The organism is Alphaproteobacteria bacterium, assembly GCA_004295055.1.
Taxonomy (GTDB): Bacteria; Pseudomonadota; Alphaproteobacteria; order SHNJ01; family SHNJ01; genus SHNJ01.
In genome coordinates this window covers 50263-65136 of record SHNJ01000006.1, presented here as the reverse complement: position 1 = coordinate 65136, position 14874 = coordinate 50263, and the positions used below count along the sequence as shown (strand labels likewise).

General features: G+C 49.2%; 15 protein-coding genes and 1 tRNA gene. 3 read left to right on the top strand and 13 right to left on the bottom strand.

Going from position 1 to position 14874, the window contains the following annotated elements; genetic code table 11:
• Positions 1 to 165 precede the first annotated feature (165 nt).
• Positions 166 to 255, bottom strand: a tRNA-Ser gene (locus tag EYC62_00765).
• Between the two features lie 323 nt (positions 256 to 578).
• Here EYC62_00765 and EYC62_00760 point away from each other — a divergent pair.
• A complete protein-coding gene (locus tag EYC62_00760; protein ID TAH37794.1) occupies positions 579 to 1223 on the top strand; it encodes an exopolysaccharide biosynthesis protein in 645 nt (214 codons plus the stop codon).
• Here EYC62_00760 and EYC62_00755 read toward each other — a convergent pair.
• From EYC62_00755 to EYC62_00720, 8 genes are all read right to left on the bottom strand, one after another.
• Positions 1218 to 1508 (bottom strand): hypothetical protein, encoded by a 291-nt coding sequence (locus tag EYC62_00755; protein TAH37793.1) that lies wholly within the window; start codon positions 1506 to 1508, stop codon positions 1218 to 1220. The genes EYC62_00760 and EYC62_00755 overlap by 6 nt on opposite strands.
• A gap of 3 nt (positions 1509 to 1511) precedes the next feature.
• Positions 1512 to 3314, bottom strand: coding sequence for an elongation factor 4 (locus EYC62_00750; GenBank protein ID TAH37792.1), 1803 nt, complete (start codon positions 3312 to 3314; stop codon positions 1512 to 1514).
• 16 nt (positions 3315 to 3330) lie between these two features.
• Positions 3331 to 3873 (bottom strand): N-acetyltransferase, encoded by a 543-nt coding sequence (locus tag EYC62_00745; protein TAH37791.1) that lies wholly within the window; start codon positions 3871 to 3873, stop codon positions 3331 to 3333.
• On the bottom strand, positions 3873 to 6368 hold the full coding sequence (locus EYC62_00740) for a phenylalanine--tRNA ligase subunit beta (protein ID TAH37790.1): 2496 nt from the start codon (positions 6366 to 6368) through the stop codon (positions 3873 to 3875). Before EYC62_00740 ends, EYC62_00745 begins: the two co-directional genes overlap by 1 nt.
• Positions 6365 to 6700, bottom strand: a complete 336-nt coding sequence (locus EYC62_00735; protein ID TAH37789.1) for a hypothetical protein — start codon at positions 6698 to 6700, stop codon at positions 6365 to 6367. The genes EYC62_00740 and EYC62_00735 overlap by 4 nt, the downstream gene beginning before the upstream one ends.
• Entirely contained in the window at positions 6697 to 7776 is a 1080-nt protein-coding gene (locus EYC62_00730) for a phenylalanine--tRNA ligase subunit alpha (protein TAH37788.1), read from the bottom strand. The genes EYC62_00735 and EYC62_00730 overlap by 4 nt, the downstream gene beginning before the upstream one ends.
• 183 nt (positions 7777 to 7959) lie before the next feature.
• Positions 7960 to 8316, bottom strand: a complete 357-nt coding sequence (locus EYC62_00725) for a 50S ribosomal protein L20 (protein TAH37787.1) — start codon at positions 8314 to 8316, stop codon at positions 7960 to 7962.
• Between the two features lie 30 nt (positions 8317 to 8346).
• The gene (locus EYC62_00720; protein ID TAH37786.1) at positions 8347 to 8556 is read right to left on the bottom strand and encodes a 50S ribosomal protein L35; all 210 of its coding nucleotides are present in this window, start codon (positions 8554 to 8556) and stop codon (positions 8347 to 8349) included.
• A 305-nt stretch (positions 8557 to 8861) separates the two neighbouring features.
• On the opposite strand from EYC62_00720, the gene EYC62_00715 reads away from it, so the two are divergent.
• Together EYC62_00715 and EYC62_00710 are read left to right on the top strand one after the other, a co-directional pair.
• Entirely contained in the window at positions 8862 to 9602 is a 741-nt protein-coding gene (locus EYC62_00715) for a hypothetical protein (GenBank protein TAH37785.1), read from the top strand.
• A gap of 110 nt (positions 9603 to 9712) precedes the next feature.
• Positions 9713 to 10078 (top strand): hypothetical protein, encoded by a 366-nt coding sequence (locus EYC62_00710; protein ID TAH37784.1) that lies wholly within the window; start codon positions 9713 to 9715, stop codon positions 10076 to 10078.
• Between the two features lie 7 nt (positions 10079 to 10085).
• On the opposite strand, the gene infC is transcribed toward EYC62_00710, so the two are convergent.
• From infC to EYC62_00690, 4 genes are all read right to left on the bottom strand, one after another.
• Complete coding sequence (infC, locus tag EYC62_00705) at positions 10086 to 10583, bottom strand: translation initiation factor IF-3 (GenBank protein ID TAH37783.1); 498 nt, start codon at positions 10581 to 10583, stop codon at positions 10086 to 10088.
• Positions 10584 to 10861: 278 nt separating this feature from the next.
• Positions 10862 to 12790 (bottom strand): threonine--tRNA ligase, encoded by a 1929-nt coding sequence (gene thrS, locus EYC62_00700; GenBank protein ID TAH37843.1) that lies wholly within the window; start codon positions 12788 to 12790, stop codon positions 10862 to 10864.
• A gap of 1 nt (position 12791) precedes the next feature.
• Positions 12792 to 13781 carry a lipopolysaccharide heptosyltransferase family protein gene (locus EYC62_00695; protein ID TAH37782.1) on the bottom strand — a complete coding sequence of 330 codons (990 nt, stop codon included), beginning with the start codon at positions 13779 to 13781 and terminating at the stop codon, positions 12792 to 12794.
• Positions 13782 to 13985: 204 nt separating this feature from the next.
• The gene (locus EYC62_00690) at positions 13986 to 14870 is read right to left on the bottom strand and encodes an amino acid ABC transporter substrate-binding protein (protein ID TAH37781.1); all 885 of its coding nucleotides are present in this window, start codon (positions 14868 to 14870) and stop codon (positions 13986 to 13988) included.
• Positions 14871 to 14874: the final 4 nt, after the last annotated feature.

Here is a 14874-nt window from a genome sequence, read left to right as displayed (position 1 = left end):
AGTACACACCCATCAGAGAATAAAACCCCATTCAGAGAAAAATCGGGCGCTGTTGAGCAAACCGGCATTGACGACGCGGTACACAGAAAATGTGCCGCTAACCCATGAAAGGCGGGCTGTCGCTAACCGGAAAAACCGGACAGAGAATGTTCGTGATAGGGATAATGGCGGATGGGATGAGATTCGAACTCACGAGACGCTTTCACGTCTACACCCTTTCCAGGGGTGCGCCTTCAACCACTCGGCCACCCATCCAACCTTTACCGTAAAAAACAATAAGTACAGGTTGTCCACCGAAGCCTTGGCGAAGGTGGACTGTTTCCACCAGACAAGCTTCTATTGGTTACCCCAACTTATCAGCCTGTCTTTTTAGCGCAATTGACTTTTTCTGGCAAACATTCCTTTATTAAAATATGGGGGCTTTTACGCCGATTTTTGCATGAAAAACATCCTTCTTTTCAGGATTTTCGCCATATTCTTGCTTATGCCCCAGGCCACAGGCCAATTCTGGAATACTGATTTTCGGTAACGCTTTGCGGTTGGAAATTCGGATAAAAAGCCTTAGATAAAGAAACCTTATGAATCCATTAAATCCTCCCAGCCTCGCCAACGACAATTACCGCAAAAGCGTATCCACGCTTTTGGAAAATTTCGGCGCATCACATCAAGAATCCAAAGTCACTATCGGCCATTTGGTCGATGCGCTTGGATCGCGCGGCTATGGCTTGTTAATTCTGGTTCTGGATTTGCCAAATTTAATCCCACTGCCCCTGCCCGGACTGTCCACCATATTCGGCGTGCCGATGGCATTAATCAGTTTGCAATTATTGTTGGGGTTGAAACGGCCCTGGCTGCCGAAATCGGTGATGGAACGCGGTATCGACAAAGAAAATTTCCAGAAACTTTTTTCCAAGGCGCGGCCAATTATTGAAAAAGTGGAACGCATATTGCGTCCCAGGCTGATGGGATTAACCCATCCTTACATGAAACCGGCAGTTGGGCTGGCAATATTGGTGATGGCGGCAACCATGTCTTTGCCGATTCCGCTGGGAAATCTGGTGTTGGCAATACCGATCGCGCTTATCGCTCTTGGTATGATTGAAAAAGACGGATTGTTCGTCCTGCTTGGGATGATTGTCGGAGCAATGGCGCTGGCGTTCAATGCCACCGTTGTTTTATTAGGGGTGGAAGGCATTATGAAAGTTTATAACAATCTTTTATAATATGCCGCCTGCGAAAATAAATACGGCTATAAACAAGATAATCAAGCCCAGCATAAAAGCGTGATCGGCAAAATCTTCAAACCGGCTGGAATTTCTTTCAGACCGCATCGCGGAATAAGATAAAATACAGCTGGATAAAAAACAAAATGCCGCGAACACGGTTATTTCATCCGCCAGAGTGTTTACATCCCGCGCCGTCAATTTAATGCCGGTAATCAAAATAAAGCAAATTCCCAGCAAATTCGAAGCGGCATTCAGGATATGCGGCGGTTTCTGCGGCGGCATAGATCAATCGTCCAGTTTCAGCGCGGCGATAAAGGCGGATTGCGGGATTTCGACGTTACCCACCTGGCGCATGCGTTTTTTGCCTTCTTTTTGCTTTTCCAGCAGTTTGCGTTTACGCGTAATATCGCCGCCATAACAACGCCACAACACGTCTTTGCGCATCGCGGAAATAGTTTCGCGCGCCACGATTTTCCCGCCGATGGCCGCTTGAATCGCAACCTGGAACATTTGCCGCGGGATCAATTCTTTTAATTTTTCGCACAATACCCGGCCGCGTTTTTCGGCGCGAGCGCGGTGCACGATGATGGCCAACGCGTCGACCGGATCGCCATTGACCAGAATAGTCATTTTCACCAAATCTTCCGGTTTGTAATCTTCGATTTGATAGTCAAAGCTGGCATAACCGCGTGAAATAGACTTCAAACGGTCATAAAAATCGAACACCACTTCATTCAGCGGCAAACGGTAAACCGCCATCGCGCGTGGCCCGACATAAGTTAAATCCACTTGTTCGCCGCGACGGTCGTTGCATAACTGCAAAATCCCGCCCAGATATTCATCCGGCGTCATGATCGTCGCCTTGATCCAAGGCTCCTCAATTTTTTCTAATTTGGTCGCATCGGGATAATCGGCAGGATTATGCAATTCCTTGTATGTTCCGTCGGTCATGTAGACTTTGTAAATAACCGATGGAGCGGTGGTAATCAGATCCAGATTAAATTCGCGTTCCAGCCGTTCCTGAATAATTTCCAAATGCAGCAATCCAAGGAAACCACAGCGGAATCCGAATCCCAGCGCCTGCGATGTTTCCTGTTCAAAATGAAAGCTGGCGTCATTCAGGCGCAATTTCGCCAAGGAATCGCGCAGTTTTTCAAATTCTCCGGCATCGGTCGGATAAAGGCCGCACCAAACCACAGGAATGCTGGGCTTAAATCCGGGCAGCGGTTCCGCGGTTGGGGTTTTATCATCCGTAATCGTATCGCCGATCTTGGTATCGGAAATGGTTTTAATGCCAGCGGTGAAAAATCCGACTTCCCCAGGATATAACGCGTCTTTCTCGACATTTTTTGGCGTGAAAATACCGAGACGATCCAGCGAATAGGCCGCATTATTCGACATAAAACGGATTTTCTGGCCTTTTTTCAAAACGCCTTCGCGCACGCGCACCAATGTCACAACGCCCCAATAAGGATCGTACCACGAATCGATCAGCATCGCCTTTAACGGCGCGTTTACATCGCCCTTTGGCGCTGGCAAACGTTTAACAATTGCTTCCAGCGTTTCTTTGATCCCAATCCCTGCCTTGGCGGAAATCGGCACGGCGTCCGATGCATCGATGCCTATAATATCCTCGATCTGGGTTTTTACTTTTTCAACATCGGCCGCCGGCAAATCGATTTTATTGACCACCGGAATAATTTCATGACCGGCATCGATGGCTTGGTACACGTTGGCCAACGTTTGCGCCTCGACCCCTTGAGTGGAATCGACCACCAGCAACGATCCTTCGCAAGCGGCGAGACAGCGCGATACTTCGTAAGCAAAATCCACGTGGCCTGGGGTATCCATCAAATTCAACTGATAGGTAATGCCGTCATCGGCCTTGTAATTCAAACGCACGGTTTGCGCCTTGATGGTAATACCGCGTTCTTTTTCGATATCCATATTATCCAGAACCTGATCGGTCATTTCCCGGTCGGTCAAGCCGCCGCAATATTGGATCAAACGGTCGGCTAAAGTCGATTTGCCGTGATCGATATGGGCAATAATGGAAAAGTTTCTAATTTTCGATAAATCGTGCGTCATGGGCGGTAGTTTTAGCTTATTTTACAATAGAATACAAACATTCATCCTGCAAAATAGTATCGCTGATTTGCGGGTAAATTTTGTTATTTTTGCAAATAGACTCTAGCCCTAGCCCTAATTTTCGCATTACCCGGCCGGAATTTGGATTGTCGGCATGATGCACCGCCCATATGCGTTTTATATGGGGCAATTTCCAGCACCAATCGATGATTGGCTGCCCTGCCTCGGCGATATAACCCCGGCCCCAGAACTCAGGCATTAATAAATATCCAAAATCGGCATCATCCGCCCGTACCCGGATTCCGAACGACCCGATCAAGTCCTTTGGCGCGGATTTCAACGCAATCACCCAGGTATATTCCTCGCCCGTGTTCCAGGCCGTCTCGGCATAACGCAGGAATTTTTCGGTTTCCGCCGGAATGCCGCATTTCCAGCTCATGTATTTGGCGACAATCGCACTGCTGCCCCATTTGGAATAAATTTCCGGCGCATCATTGGCCGTAACAGGGCGTAGCAATAAGCGTTCTGTTTCAATTTGCGATAATGGCTTGGCAATCATCAAGTTCTAAGCGTTCCGCCCGTCGCGGCGATCACCGAATCGACGATTTTTTTACAAACCGCTTCGATTTCCGCATCGGTCAGGGTCTTATCGGCTGGCTGCATGGTCACAGCAATGGCAATAGATTTAACCGCCGTAAACTTCTTATCTTTAGCGACACTATTGAATTCTGAATCCGACATATCAATTATAGGGTATTGACTAGCTTCAGCAATTGCTTTTTCTGTTTCCAAGTCTTTTATTGCAGCATCTTTTTTAAATCTAAATTCATCAAATACATAAACATCGACGATCAAATTTTTATCCGCATCGCGCGCGGCGCGTATCACCGCATCGGCCGAAACCGATTGATCTACCAAAAATGCGAAATCGCGCGAAACCGGTTGAAATGGTGATAATTTCAGCAATGTGCGCGCCTTGCCGCTTTTGGATTTTGGCGCTGGAATATTTTCCAGAAATATTTCTGCCGCAACCACTGGCAATTTTATATCGTAATGCGCCAATATTTTTGGATGCAGCACGCCGAATTGCGCCAAAATATTCGGGCCAAATTTAACGACGCCCGATTGGCCAGGATGATACCATTCCGGCGCGCCGGCCGTGATTTGTCCTTTGGACGCATCGACGCCCAATTCCGCCAATAAGGCCAACGCATCCGCCTTGGCATCGAACGCATTAACCTTGCGCGATTTTTCCTGCCAATGGCGTGGGGTTACGCCGCTGCGGATGGCGGCAGCCACAATTTTTTGATCTTCCGGCTTTACACCCGCATATTGCGGACCAATTTCAAATATCGCCAAATCCGGATTGCTGCGATCCGCGTTCGATTTCACCATCTGCAATAAGGACGGCAAAATGCTGGGGCGCATATAATTTAAATCGGAAGCAATGGGATTCTTCAGCGTCAATTCGGTTTTTATATCGCCGAACAATTCCGCTTGTTCACGCGAAACAAAGGCAAACGAGGTGGATTGCAACATTCCCCGCACCGCCAAGGCGCGCCGCGCCAAGGCAATTCTTTTTTGCGAGGCGCTTAAGGCCTGTCCTGCCTCTATCTTGCCCATCGGCAAGGATGCGGCTGGAATATTATCGAACCCGATCAGGCGAATAATTTCTTCGACAATATCGGCCTCGCCATGCACATCGCCGCGCCAGGATGGCGGGGTGATGGCCCAAATTTCTTTACCGCTATCCGCAACTTGGAAACCCAATTTTGCCAAAATATCTTGCGCCGAAGATGCAGGCAAATCCGCGCCGCCCAGCGATTTAATGCGCGAGGCGCGGAATTCAATTTGCCGTTTATATTCCGGCGTTTTTCCGGTAACAACCGGCTCGCCAGCATTGCCGCCGCATAAATCCAAAATCATTTTGGTCGCCAAATCCAGCGATGGTTTTACAAATTCGGGATCGACGCCGCGTTCAAAACGATACCGCGCATCGGTAATGCATTCCAATTTGCGGCCCGTTTCGGCGATACGATCAGGATTCCACAATGCCACTTCGAGCAATACGTCTTTGGTATTTTCATCGACGCCGGTCGATGCGCCGCCAACAATGCCCGCAACGCTGATTACGCCGGAATCATCGGAAATCGCGGTCATACCAGGCTGCAACTGATATTCCTTGTCATTCAGCGCGGCAATTTTCTCGCCGCCTTTCGCCGGGTGCACGCGCATCGCGCCACGCAATTTTGCCACATCGAATACGTGCATCGGGCGGCCATAAACAATGGTAAAATAATTGGTGATATCGACCAACGCCGAAATGGGGCGCAAGCCAATGGCGCGCAATTTACTTTGCAGCCATTCCGGCGAAGAGGCGTTTTTCACGCCCTTGATCAGGCACGACGCAAATTGCGGGCAATCCGGCGTTTCAATTTTAACATCCCATTTTTGTCCGTTTGCCGGATTTATTTTCGGCATGGAAATCGGTTTTAATTTGCCTAAACCCGCAGCCGCCAAATCGCGCGCAATGCCGTAAATGCCGGTACAATCCGCCCGGTTCGGCGTTAAATTAATTTCAATTACTGCATCATCCAGGCCATAGGTTTTGGCGTATGGCGCACCCACCGGCGCATCCGCCGGCAATTCGATAATCCCGGCGCTGTCCACGCCCAGGCCCAACTCCGCGGCCGAGCACATCATGCCTTGGGATTCCACGCCGCGAATCGCGCCTTTTTTCAAGGCCTCTCCCGTCGATGGAATCACCATGCCGGGCAGCGATAAAACCGCCTTCATGCCAGCGCGCGCATTCGGCGCGCCGCAAACAATTTGATAGGTTTGGTGATTATCATTGACCTTGCAAACTTTTAACCGGTCGGCATTGGGATGTTGTTCCGCCGATTCGACATAGGCGATAATAAATGGCGCGAGGGCCTTGGAGTTATCGACTACATCTTCAACCTCAAGCCCAATTGCCGTCAATTTGTCGGTGATGGTTTTTAAATCCGCATCGGTATCGAGATGTTCTTTCAGCCAGGATAAAGTGAATTTCATATCGCAATCTCCTGCCGGCTATATTGATCCCACATAGCGCGCAATACTTGCTTGCGGCCTTTCTCGACCGCAATAAAATCCGGCAAGGCGCGAAAAACGGCGCGCCGTTTTTCCAAATTCATTTCCAGCAAGTTTCCTTCCCAATTGGCAATCAACATAATTGCCGAAATAAGATCTTTACGGATTTCCTCTTGTTCTGGCTTTGGCAAAGAGCGAATCGTAGCAATTTGCGACAAAGCGACATTCACCCCTTCATGCAATCCCTTATTGCCCATGCACAATAGGCGTGCAATTGTGTCAACCGTGCCCTTTGATAAATCGGTCAGTTTCATCGCGATAACCCCCCAGCCATTGAAGGCACGTCGAGCGCGGAAAATCCATAATGATCCAGCCAACGCGAATCGCCGCCAAAAAAGCTGCGCAAATCGGGGATGCCGTATTTCAACATCGCCAACCGTTCGACGCCCATGCCGAACGCGAAACCTTGGTATTTTTTGGAATCAATGCCGCAATTTTCCAAAACTTTTGGATGAATCATGCCGCATCCCAGAATTTCAAGCCACGAATCGCCAGCGCCAATTTTCAATCCGCCATCCTTGCGCGAGCAGCCGATATCCATTTCCGCCGACGGTTCGGTGAATGGGAAAAACGATGGGCGAAAACGCACCGGCACATCCGATAATTCGAAAAACGCGCGCACGAATTCGATTAAACAGCCCTTTAAATGGCCGAAATGCGTCGATTCATCCACCACAAAGCCTTCGATCTGGTGGAACATCGGTGTGTGGGTCATATCGGAATCGCTGCGGAATGTGCGGCCAGGCGCCAGAATGCGCAAGGGCGGTTTTTGCTTGGTCATGGTGCGGATTTGCACGGTCGATGTATGCGTGCGCAGCAATAAATCCAAACCCTTTTCATCCTTAGCGTTCAAATAAAACGTATCGTGCATTTGCCGCGCCGGATGCGATTCTGGAATATTCAGCGCGGTAAAATTATTATCTTGCGTATCGATATCCGGGCCTTCCGCCACAACAAATCCTTGCGCGGCAAAGATGGCGGTAACCTCATCGATTACCTGGGCGATAGGATGAATTTTCCCCGGCGCGGCTGTTGGCGCAGGCAAAGTAATATCAATTTTTTCAGATGCCAATTTTGCGGTCAACGCGCCTTGTTCCAATGTCGATTTGCGCGCGGCAAACGCATCGTTGATTTCTTGCTTGACGACATTCAATTCGGCGCCGACTTTTTTGCGTTCGTCGGGCGACATTTTGCCAAGGCCGCTCATCGCTTCGGCCAGTCGGCCTTTTTTGCCAAGCTCATTAACGCGAATATTCTCAAGCTGCGCCAGATCGGCCGCATTGTTAATTGCGGCAACCAATTCGTTTTTCAGGGAGGTATAATCGGACATTATCAACTATCGCTCTTTTTTCCCTCCCCCTTGTGGGGAGGGATAGTTAAACTTAATTGCAAAGCAATTTAGTTTAACTTGGGTGGGGGTAAGAGTCCATCATCAGGAATACCCCCACCAAGATATTCTAATCCGCTTCGCGGCTAAGAATATCTATCCTCCCCACAAGGGGGAGGAAGATTTTTACTTAGAAGCGGTTTTGGCCTGATCCACAACCGATTTAAACGCCGCTGGATTATGCACGGCCATTTCAGCCAGCATTTTGCGGTTTACTTCGATACCGGATTTTTTCAAACCATCGATCAAGCGGCCATAGGTAAAGCCCAATTCGCGGCAACCGGCGTTGATACGCGCGATCCACAAGGCGCGGAAGTCGCGTTTTTTCAAACGGCGGTCGTTATAGGCATACTGGCCGGATTTTTCAACCTGCTGGCGTGCTGCTTTGATGGTATTTTTCTTACGGCCATAATAACCTTTGGCGCGTTTTAAAACTTTTTTGCGGCGCATACGCGATGCGACTTTTGGCAAAGAACGTGTCATGGAAAATCTCCTTTAAATTTCGGTTAGGCGCTATTGCAAATGCTTGATGTACGGCGCCATGCGCAAGAACACTTTTACGCCCGGAGTTTTCAATACTTCCGTGCCGCGTGCATTGCGTTTCATCCGGCGCGAGCGTTTGCGCATGCCGTGACGTTTGCCTACTTGTGCGGTTTTGACTTTTCCATTGGCTGATACGCGAAAACGGCGTTTCAGACCACTCTTGGTCTTTAATTTGGGCATTTCATTCTCCTTATTGTGGCGGCGCCGAGGCGCCGACCTGCCTTAATTAACTTATTTCCGGCCGGGCAGCCCATCTGCACAAATCGGCGCGGAAAGCGGGTTTATAGCAGAAATCCTTGAAAATGCAAATAAATACGATTTCGCCCCATTTCGGTTTTTGACCTTGTTATGCTGTTATATCGTTAATATTTCTTGATATATCTTTATAAATGACTTATATTTCCTGTAAAGAAATATATATACTCCTTATGGAGAAAATATCATTAAATATCAAATATATAAATGGAATAAGGGTGAGAGAATAAATGAGCCGCCAAAACAGTATCGCTATGTTGCAAAGCAAGGAAACAGGCTACCTGGATGATCTGGGATTCAGCCCTGTGATCCGCTGGAACAAACAAACCAAATCAATATGCGGCTGGCTGTTAACCCACGACAATCCCCAGGACCGGGACATTCAGGTCATCTATATAGACCATGATGGAAAAATCCAATTTGGGGTTATGGAGCGAAACAGGCTGGATCACAATCAAGATCCATGGAATTTGGCCAAGGAATATCTTACCGACGCACCTTCAGCTTCCACAGATCAGATTCATATGGATGACGATTCTCTGCATATCGGTTATGCGCCTTCCGATTCTGCCGAAAGCATTATTGAAAATTTTAGCAGGGCGGAGTTGCGGGAACATTTAACCGAACCCGGCGTTCCAGCCACGCGCAATGAATTATTAGAACGGTTAAATTCCCTGAATATTTTGGATGCCGATGTTTCAGAATTGGCTGCATTGGTACGCCTATCCAGTGCAAAAGCGCGCCAAGTCATTCATCGACCAAATAGGCGGGTTGATCCAAATTTGACATCCGGCGAAACTTCGACTCACCGAAGACTGACGATAACCTATGCCATGGAACCAAAACCGCTAAAACCAGCGGCAGCATCAACACCCGCCAGTCCGCGTGGATTGCGTTTTGCGGATCATGCCGCATTGGTCGCTGTGTTCAGAGGCAAAGGCCCCAATGGACGGCCAGACCGCAGCGCCTAATAAATTCTATAAAAATCAACGTGTTATTGGGTGTTTGGTTTTAGCCAAATCTTTAACTCTTTGGCGTATAATAAAAGAATAAATAATAATAAGAATGCCGGGGAGTATGAATGACCAATATCGCGCCCTTTTCCGCGTTGAATTTATACAATTCCAAGCCTGTCCAATCGGTGGTGAGCAAAATTGCGCCAACACAGGACGATTTCGCCGCCGAACGCGAATTGCAGAAAAAATCCGCGGACACATTTAAAATCTCGCAAGCCAATCAAACATTAAGCCGCGCGGCGTTATTCAACCCGCAAAGCGCGCAATATGCGGTGCAGGATTTATTGCAAGCGCAATATTTACCGGCGCAGGAATCGGCGGATCTCGCCGCCTTCGCATCGCCCAGCGATCAATCGAAACTGGCGCTGTACAAAAACCTAGGCTCGGCGCAATCCACCCAATCGACATTGCTGGATTTGTTGAAAGTCTAAGCCAGGATTATTTTTCCGGAACGACCATCATCACGATCATGCCGCCCATTTCGGATTTAGGTTCGGATTCGGCTTTGCCGATGCCGGCAAGATCGGTTTGAATTTTGGCGAATACCGCCTGGGCCAGTTTCGCGTTCGCCGCCGCCTCGCGGCCGCGCAGACGCATCGATACTTTTACCTTGTCGCCTTCGCCCAAAAATTCGCGCATATGCTTGATTTTGATTTCAAGATCGTGCGGATCGATTTGCGGCCGCAATTTCATTTCCTTGATCTCAATGACTTTCTGTTTCTTCTTGGCTTCTTTTTTCTTTTTCTGTTCTTCGTATTTGAACTTGCCGAAATCCATGATTTTACAGACCGGCGGATTCGCGTTCGGCGAAATTTCAACCAGGTCTAAACCAAATTCCTGCGCCTTTAACACCGCATCGCGGGACGATAAAACACCGATCATTTCGCCTTCAGGCCCGATCAAGCGTACTTCCGGAGCGCGAATGCGTCCATTGATGCGGTAACCGTCATCCTTGCCGCCATCGCGATCCCTGTTGCCTTCTTCCTCGCGATTGAATCGCGGCGGACGTGGGCCCGATGAATTGGGGCGTGGGCCGGAAAATCCGGATCCCGGTGGACGTGGGCCGCCGCCGGTTCCAGCGGGGCGATAAGGACGGTTTTGAAAAGGTGGTTTATTGATCGTCAGTCTCCATAGGTTAGGTTTCAGGCGCCGGGTATCAGGTGCCAGGCATCAGATATTTTTTAACCTGACACCCGATACCTGAAACCTGGAACCTATTTCTTGTGCGGCGGAACGGCAAGGGATTTCAATTTATCCAATGCCTCATCAACGCCAAGGGTTTCTTGCTTATCCTGGCCATCGCCGCCAAGATAACGGATGGTGACTTTGCGTTCCATCGCCTCGCGCTTGCCAAGCACCAACATCACCGGCACCTTGGCCAAGGAATGTTCGCGCACTTTGTAATTGATCGATTCGTTACGCAAATCCGCTTCGGCGCGCATGCCCATTTTGAACAATTTGCCTTCGATTTCTTCGGCAAAATGATCGGCATCCGATACGATGGTTGCAATCACAATTTGAGTTGGGGCCAGCCACAACGGCAAACGGCCCGCATATTGCTCGATCAAAATACCGATGAAGCGTTCGAGCGATCCCAAAATCGCGCGATGAAGCATAACAGGGCGGTGTTTTTGCCCGTCTTCGCCGACATATTCGGCATCAAGGCGTTCCGGCAAAACGAAATCGACTTGCAATGTGCCGCACTGCCAGTCGCGGCCAATAGCGTCGCGCAATACGAATTCCAGTTTCGGCCCGTAAAATGCGCCTTCGCCCGGATTCAACGTATATGGCAATCCGGCGGCTTCGACCGCGGATTTCAATGCGGCTTCGGCGCGGTCCCAAATCGCATCCGATCCGGCGCGGATTGCCGGACGGTCGGAGAATTTTACGCGCACGTCGTTGAAACCAAAATCCTTATAAACATCCAGCAACAAAGAACAGAATGCCTGGGATTCGGAAATAATCTGATCGGGTGTGCAGAAAATATGCGCGTCATCCTGTTTAAAGGCGCGGATGCGCATAATGCCGTGCATCGAACCGGAAGATTCATTGCGGTGGCAAGAACCGAATTCCGCCATACGCAGCGGCAGATCGCGGTACGATTTGATGCCTTGCTTGAAAATCTGCACATGGCACGGACAGTTCATCGGTTTCAAGGCGAGAATTTTGTCTTCCTCGACATTGATCGTAAACATATTTTCGCGGAATTTTTCCCAGTGCCCGGATGCTTCCCATAAAGAACGGTCGACCAAAGTCGGCGTGTTAACCTCGACATAGCCGGCTGGCGTAATCCGGTCGCGGATGTAATTTTCCAAAATCCGGTACATGGTCCAGCCTTTTGGATGCCAGAAAATGCTGCCCACCGCTTCTTCCTGCAAGTGGAACAGCTGCATTTCGCGCCCCAATTTGCGGTGGTCGCGGCGTTCAGCTTCGGCCAATTGGTGCAAATGCGCATCCAATTGTTTTTGATCCGCCCAGGCGGTGGCGTAAATACGTTGCAATTGTTCTTTGCGGTGATCGCCGCGCCAGTATGCGCCGGCAACCTTCATCAATTTAAATGCCGTGCCGGTTTTCGATGTCGACGACATATGCGGACCACGGCAAAGATCGATAAAATTTCCTTGGCGATAGCAAGTGATGGTTTCGGTTTCCGGCAAATCGCGGATAATTTCGGCTTTGAATTTCTCGCCTTTTTTCTCGAAGAATTTAATGGCTTCGTTTCTATCCCAAACTTCGCGCACAATTTGTTCATCGCGCGCGACGATTTCCTTCATGCGTTTTTCAATGGCTGGAAAATCATCCATGGTGAATGGTTTTTCGCGGTAGAAATCGTAATAAAATCCATTTTCGACATTGGGGCCGATGGTGACCTGGGTGTCTGGGAATAATTCCTGCACCGCTTCGGCCATGATGTGCGCGCAATCGTGGCGGATAACGCCAAGCGCTTCTTCGGAATCTCTGGTGATGATTTGAATCTTGGCGTCTTTTTCGATCGCGCGGGACAAATCCCACATTTCGCCATTGACCTTGATCGTCACGGCGTTTTTCGCCAATGACTTGGAAATGGAACTCGCAATATCGAAACCGGTGGTTGACGCAGGATATTCCCGAACATTGCCGTCGGGTAAAGTAATTTTAATCATATTACGCGTTTGCTGCGCTGCTTGCGCTGTGGACGCCATTGTGCCTCTGATTATTAGTTAATAAGGGGCCTAGAATGGCAAGAACTGCGTCTGGTTGCAAGTCTTTCAAGTGAAATTCGCGCAAAATTGTAACATTTTGGCCTGTTCCAGGCCCTTTTGGGGCGCAACGGGCGGGGTCCGAATCATGGGAAAACAGCACAATCGACGGGCAACCGGTCGGGGCGACCATATGCATTGGCCCGGTATCGTTGCCAATGGCGGCGGCGGCATGCCGTCCCAATTCGACGATTTCGGCAAAATTGGTTTTATTCAAAAGGTTCACGGCATAGGGACAAGCGGCGGCAATCGGTTCCACCACATCCAAATCGGCGGTAGCGCCCAGCAATACCGGTATGACTCCGTTCGCGTTAATAAATTCCACCGCCTTTATATAGTATTCGACCGGCCAGCGTTTTTGCGGCCGGTGCGCAGAACCGCCCGGAACGAGAAGTACATAAGGCCGATTCAAATTAAATTTGGAAATATCGGCGCGCATCCAATCCAAATTGGGTGGCGGTACATTGGCAATACCGGACAGCGCCAATTGTTCGCGGTGGCGGTCGGTAGTGTGCATTTCCGCACGGCGTGGATTGGTATGCGGGTGCGAGGCTAATTTTGCCGCGCCATTCCATTGCATCTTATGTGGCTGCCAAAAATAAAAATACAAATTGGTCCGGCTGGATGTTTGCAAATCATACACCATGTCGAATTGGCGCCCACGCACATCGGCGCGTAAATCAAGCCATTGTTTGAATTTTGAAATTGGCGGCCGCGAATCGATGATTACATCGTTGAACCAGCCGCAATCCCGCCCCCACCCAGCGAATGTTTTAGTGGTCAGCAACGTGATATGCGCGTTCGGATGATGCGCACGGATTGCCTTCATCGGCCCGGTGGCGAGCACAAAATCGCCAAGGGCGGAGTGTTTGATGACGAGGATTTTATTAGGCATGGTTTGTTCCAAACAATTGCAGATCTTTCTTTTTTAGCTGCCCTCCCCTTGAGGGAGGGCGCAAAATTTCGTCAGAAATTTTGGGGTGGGGATTTCTATTTAAACAATAAAGTGATTCGTAATATTCACCATCATGTCCCCACCCCAAAAATGCTATCGCATTTTTGACCCTCCCTCAAGGGGAGGGTAGCTTATTATATAATATCAATGTCCCTCCCACGAATAGCCGCGGTTGGCAGGGACCATGAAACTCATATCGAAACCTTTGGCCTTATATTTGGCGGCGATTTTTTCCATGGCACGGCTGTTCAATAATTGTTCGATGGCTGTGTTTAACATATTTTGCAATTCCACTTCGCGAATATCGACCGCCACTACATTTGGAAAAATCCGCAACGGCGTGTAATTCGGAATGACTTTAACTTGATCGGGATTATTTTTATTAAAAGTCTGCAAACGCGATGGATTATTGATGGTGACATCGGCCTTGCGCGAAGCAATGGCTAAAAACAATTCTTCGGGAGGCGAGAATAAAGGCAATTCATATTTTTTGGCGTTTGGGAAATCATGCGAATAAATTTCAGTGGTAATATCGTCATCCGAAATCGCAATAGTAATATCGGGCTTGTTGATATTATCGAGATTGAAATTGAACCGCCCATCATCGGCGCGAGCAAACGCCACTACCGGCGAGAAAAATAATGGATTGCTGAACGCCATCACCCGGCCGCGCGCGGCGGTTGCCCAAATACCGGCGCAATGCGCATCGGCCTTGTTGGTTTTTAAGGCGGTTGGAACGGAATCCCATGGCACTTCCAAATTATATTCCACCTTGATATTCAGAGCCTTGCCGACTTCTTGCATGAAATCGTAAATCAGGCCGGACATTTCGCCGGTATTGGGATCGCGCATTACCGCCGGTTCCCATAAACTATAGGCGCAACGCAACGTGCCGGATTTGATAACGCGCTCATAGGCATTATTTTCCGCGCCGCGGCTGTGCTTCATCGTGACGCTCTGAAACGATTGCATCATCAGCCAGGCGATAATCACCGCCAAAGCGAGCGTCAACAGATGCGGTTTCATCATGATA

Coding starts and splice junctions, on each gene's coding strand:
- EYC62_00720 (TAH37786.1), bottom strand. CDS start 8,556: ATGCCCAAATTAAAGACCAAGAGTGGTCTGAAACGCCGTTTTCGCGTA.
- EYC62_00690 (TAH37781.1), bottom strand. CDS start 14,870: ATGATGAAACCGCATCTGTTGACGCTCGCTTTGGCGGTGATTATCGCC.
- EYC62_00745 (TAH37791.1), bottom strand. CDS start 3,873: ATGATTGCCAAGCCATTATCGCAAATTGAAACAGAACGCTTATTGCTA.
- EYC62_00735 (TAH37789.1), bottom strand. CDS start 6,700: ATGAAACTGACCGATTTATCAAAGGGCACGGTTGACACAATTGCACGC.
- EYC62_00695 (TAH37782.1), bottom strand. CDS start 13,781: ATGCCTAATAAAATCCTCGTCATCAAACACTCCGCCCTTGGCGATTTT.
- EYC62_00710 (TAH37784.1), top strand. CDS start 9,713: ATGACCAATATCGCGCCCTTTTCCGCGTTGAATTTATACAATTCCAAG.
- EYC62_00715 (TAH37785.1), top strand. CDS start 8,862: ATGAGCCGCCAAAACAGTATCGCTATGTTGCAAAGCAAGGAAACAGGC.
- EYC62_00755 (TAH37793.1), bottom strand. CDS start 1,508: ATGCCGCCGCAGAAACCGCCGCATATCCTGAATGCCGCTTCGAATTTG.
- EYC62_00760 (TAH37794.1), top strand. CDS start 579: ATGAATCCATTAAATCCTCCCAGCCTCGCCAACGACAATTACCGCAAA.
- thrS (TAH37843.1), bottom strand. CDS start 12,790: ATGATTAAAATTACTTTACCCGACGGCAATGTTCGGGAATATCCTGCG.
- EYC62_00730 (TAH37788.1), bottom strand. CDS start 7,776: ATGTCCGATTATACCTCCCTGAAAAACGAATTGGTTGCCGCAATTAAC.
- EYC62_00740 (TAH37790.1), bottom strand. CDS start 6,368: ATGAAATTCACTTTATCCTGGCTGAAAGAACATCTCGATACCGATGCG.
- EYC62_00750 (TAH37792.1), bottom strand. CDS start 3,314: ATGACGCACGATTTATCGAAAATTAGAAACTTTTCCATTATTGCCCAT.
- EYC62_00725 (TAH37787.1), bottom strand. CDS start 8,316: ATGACACGTTCTTTGCCAAAAGTCGCATCGCGTATGCGCCGCAAAAAA.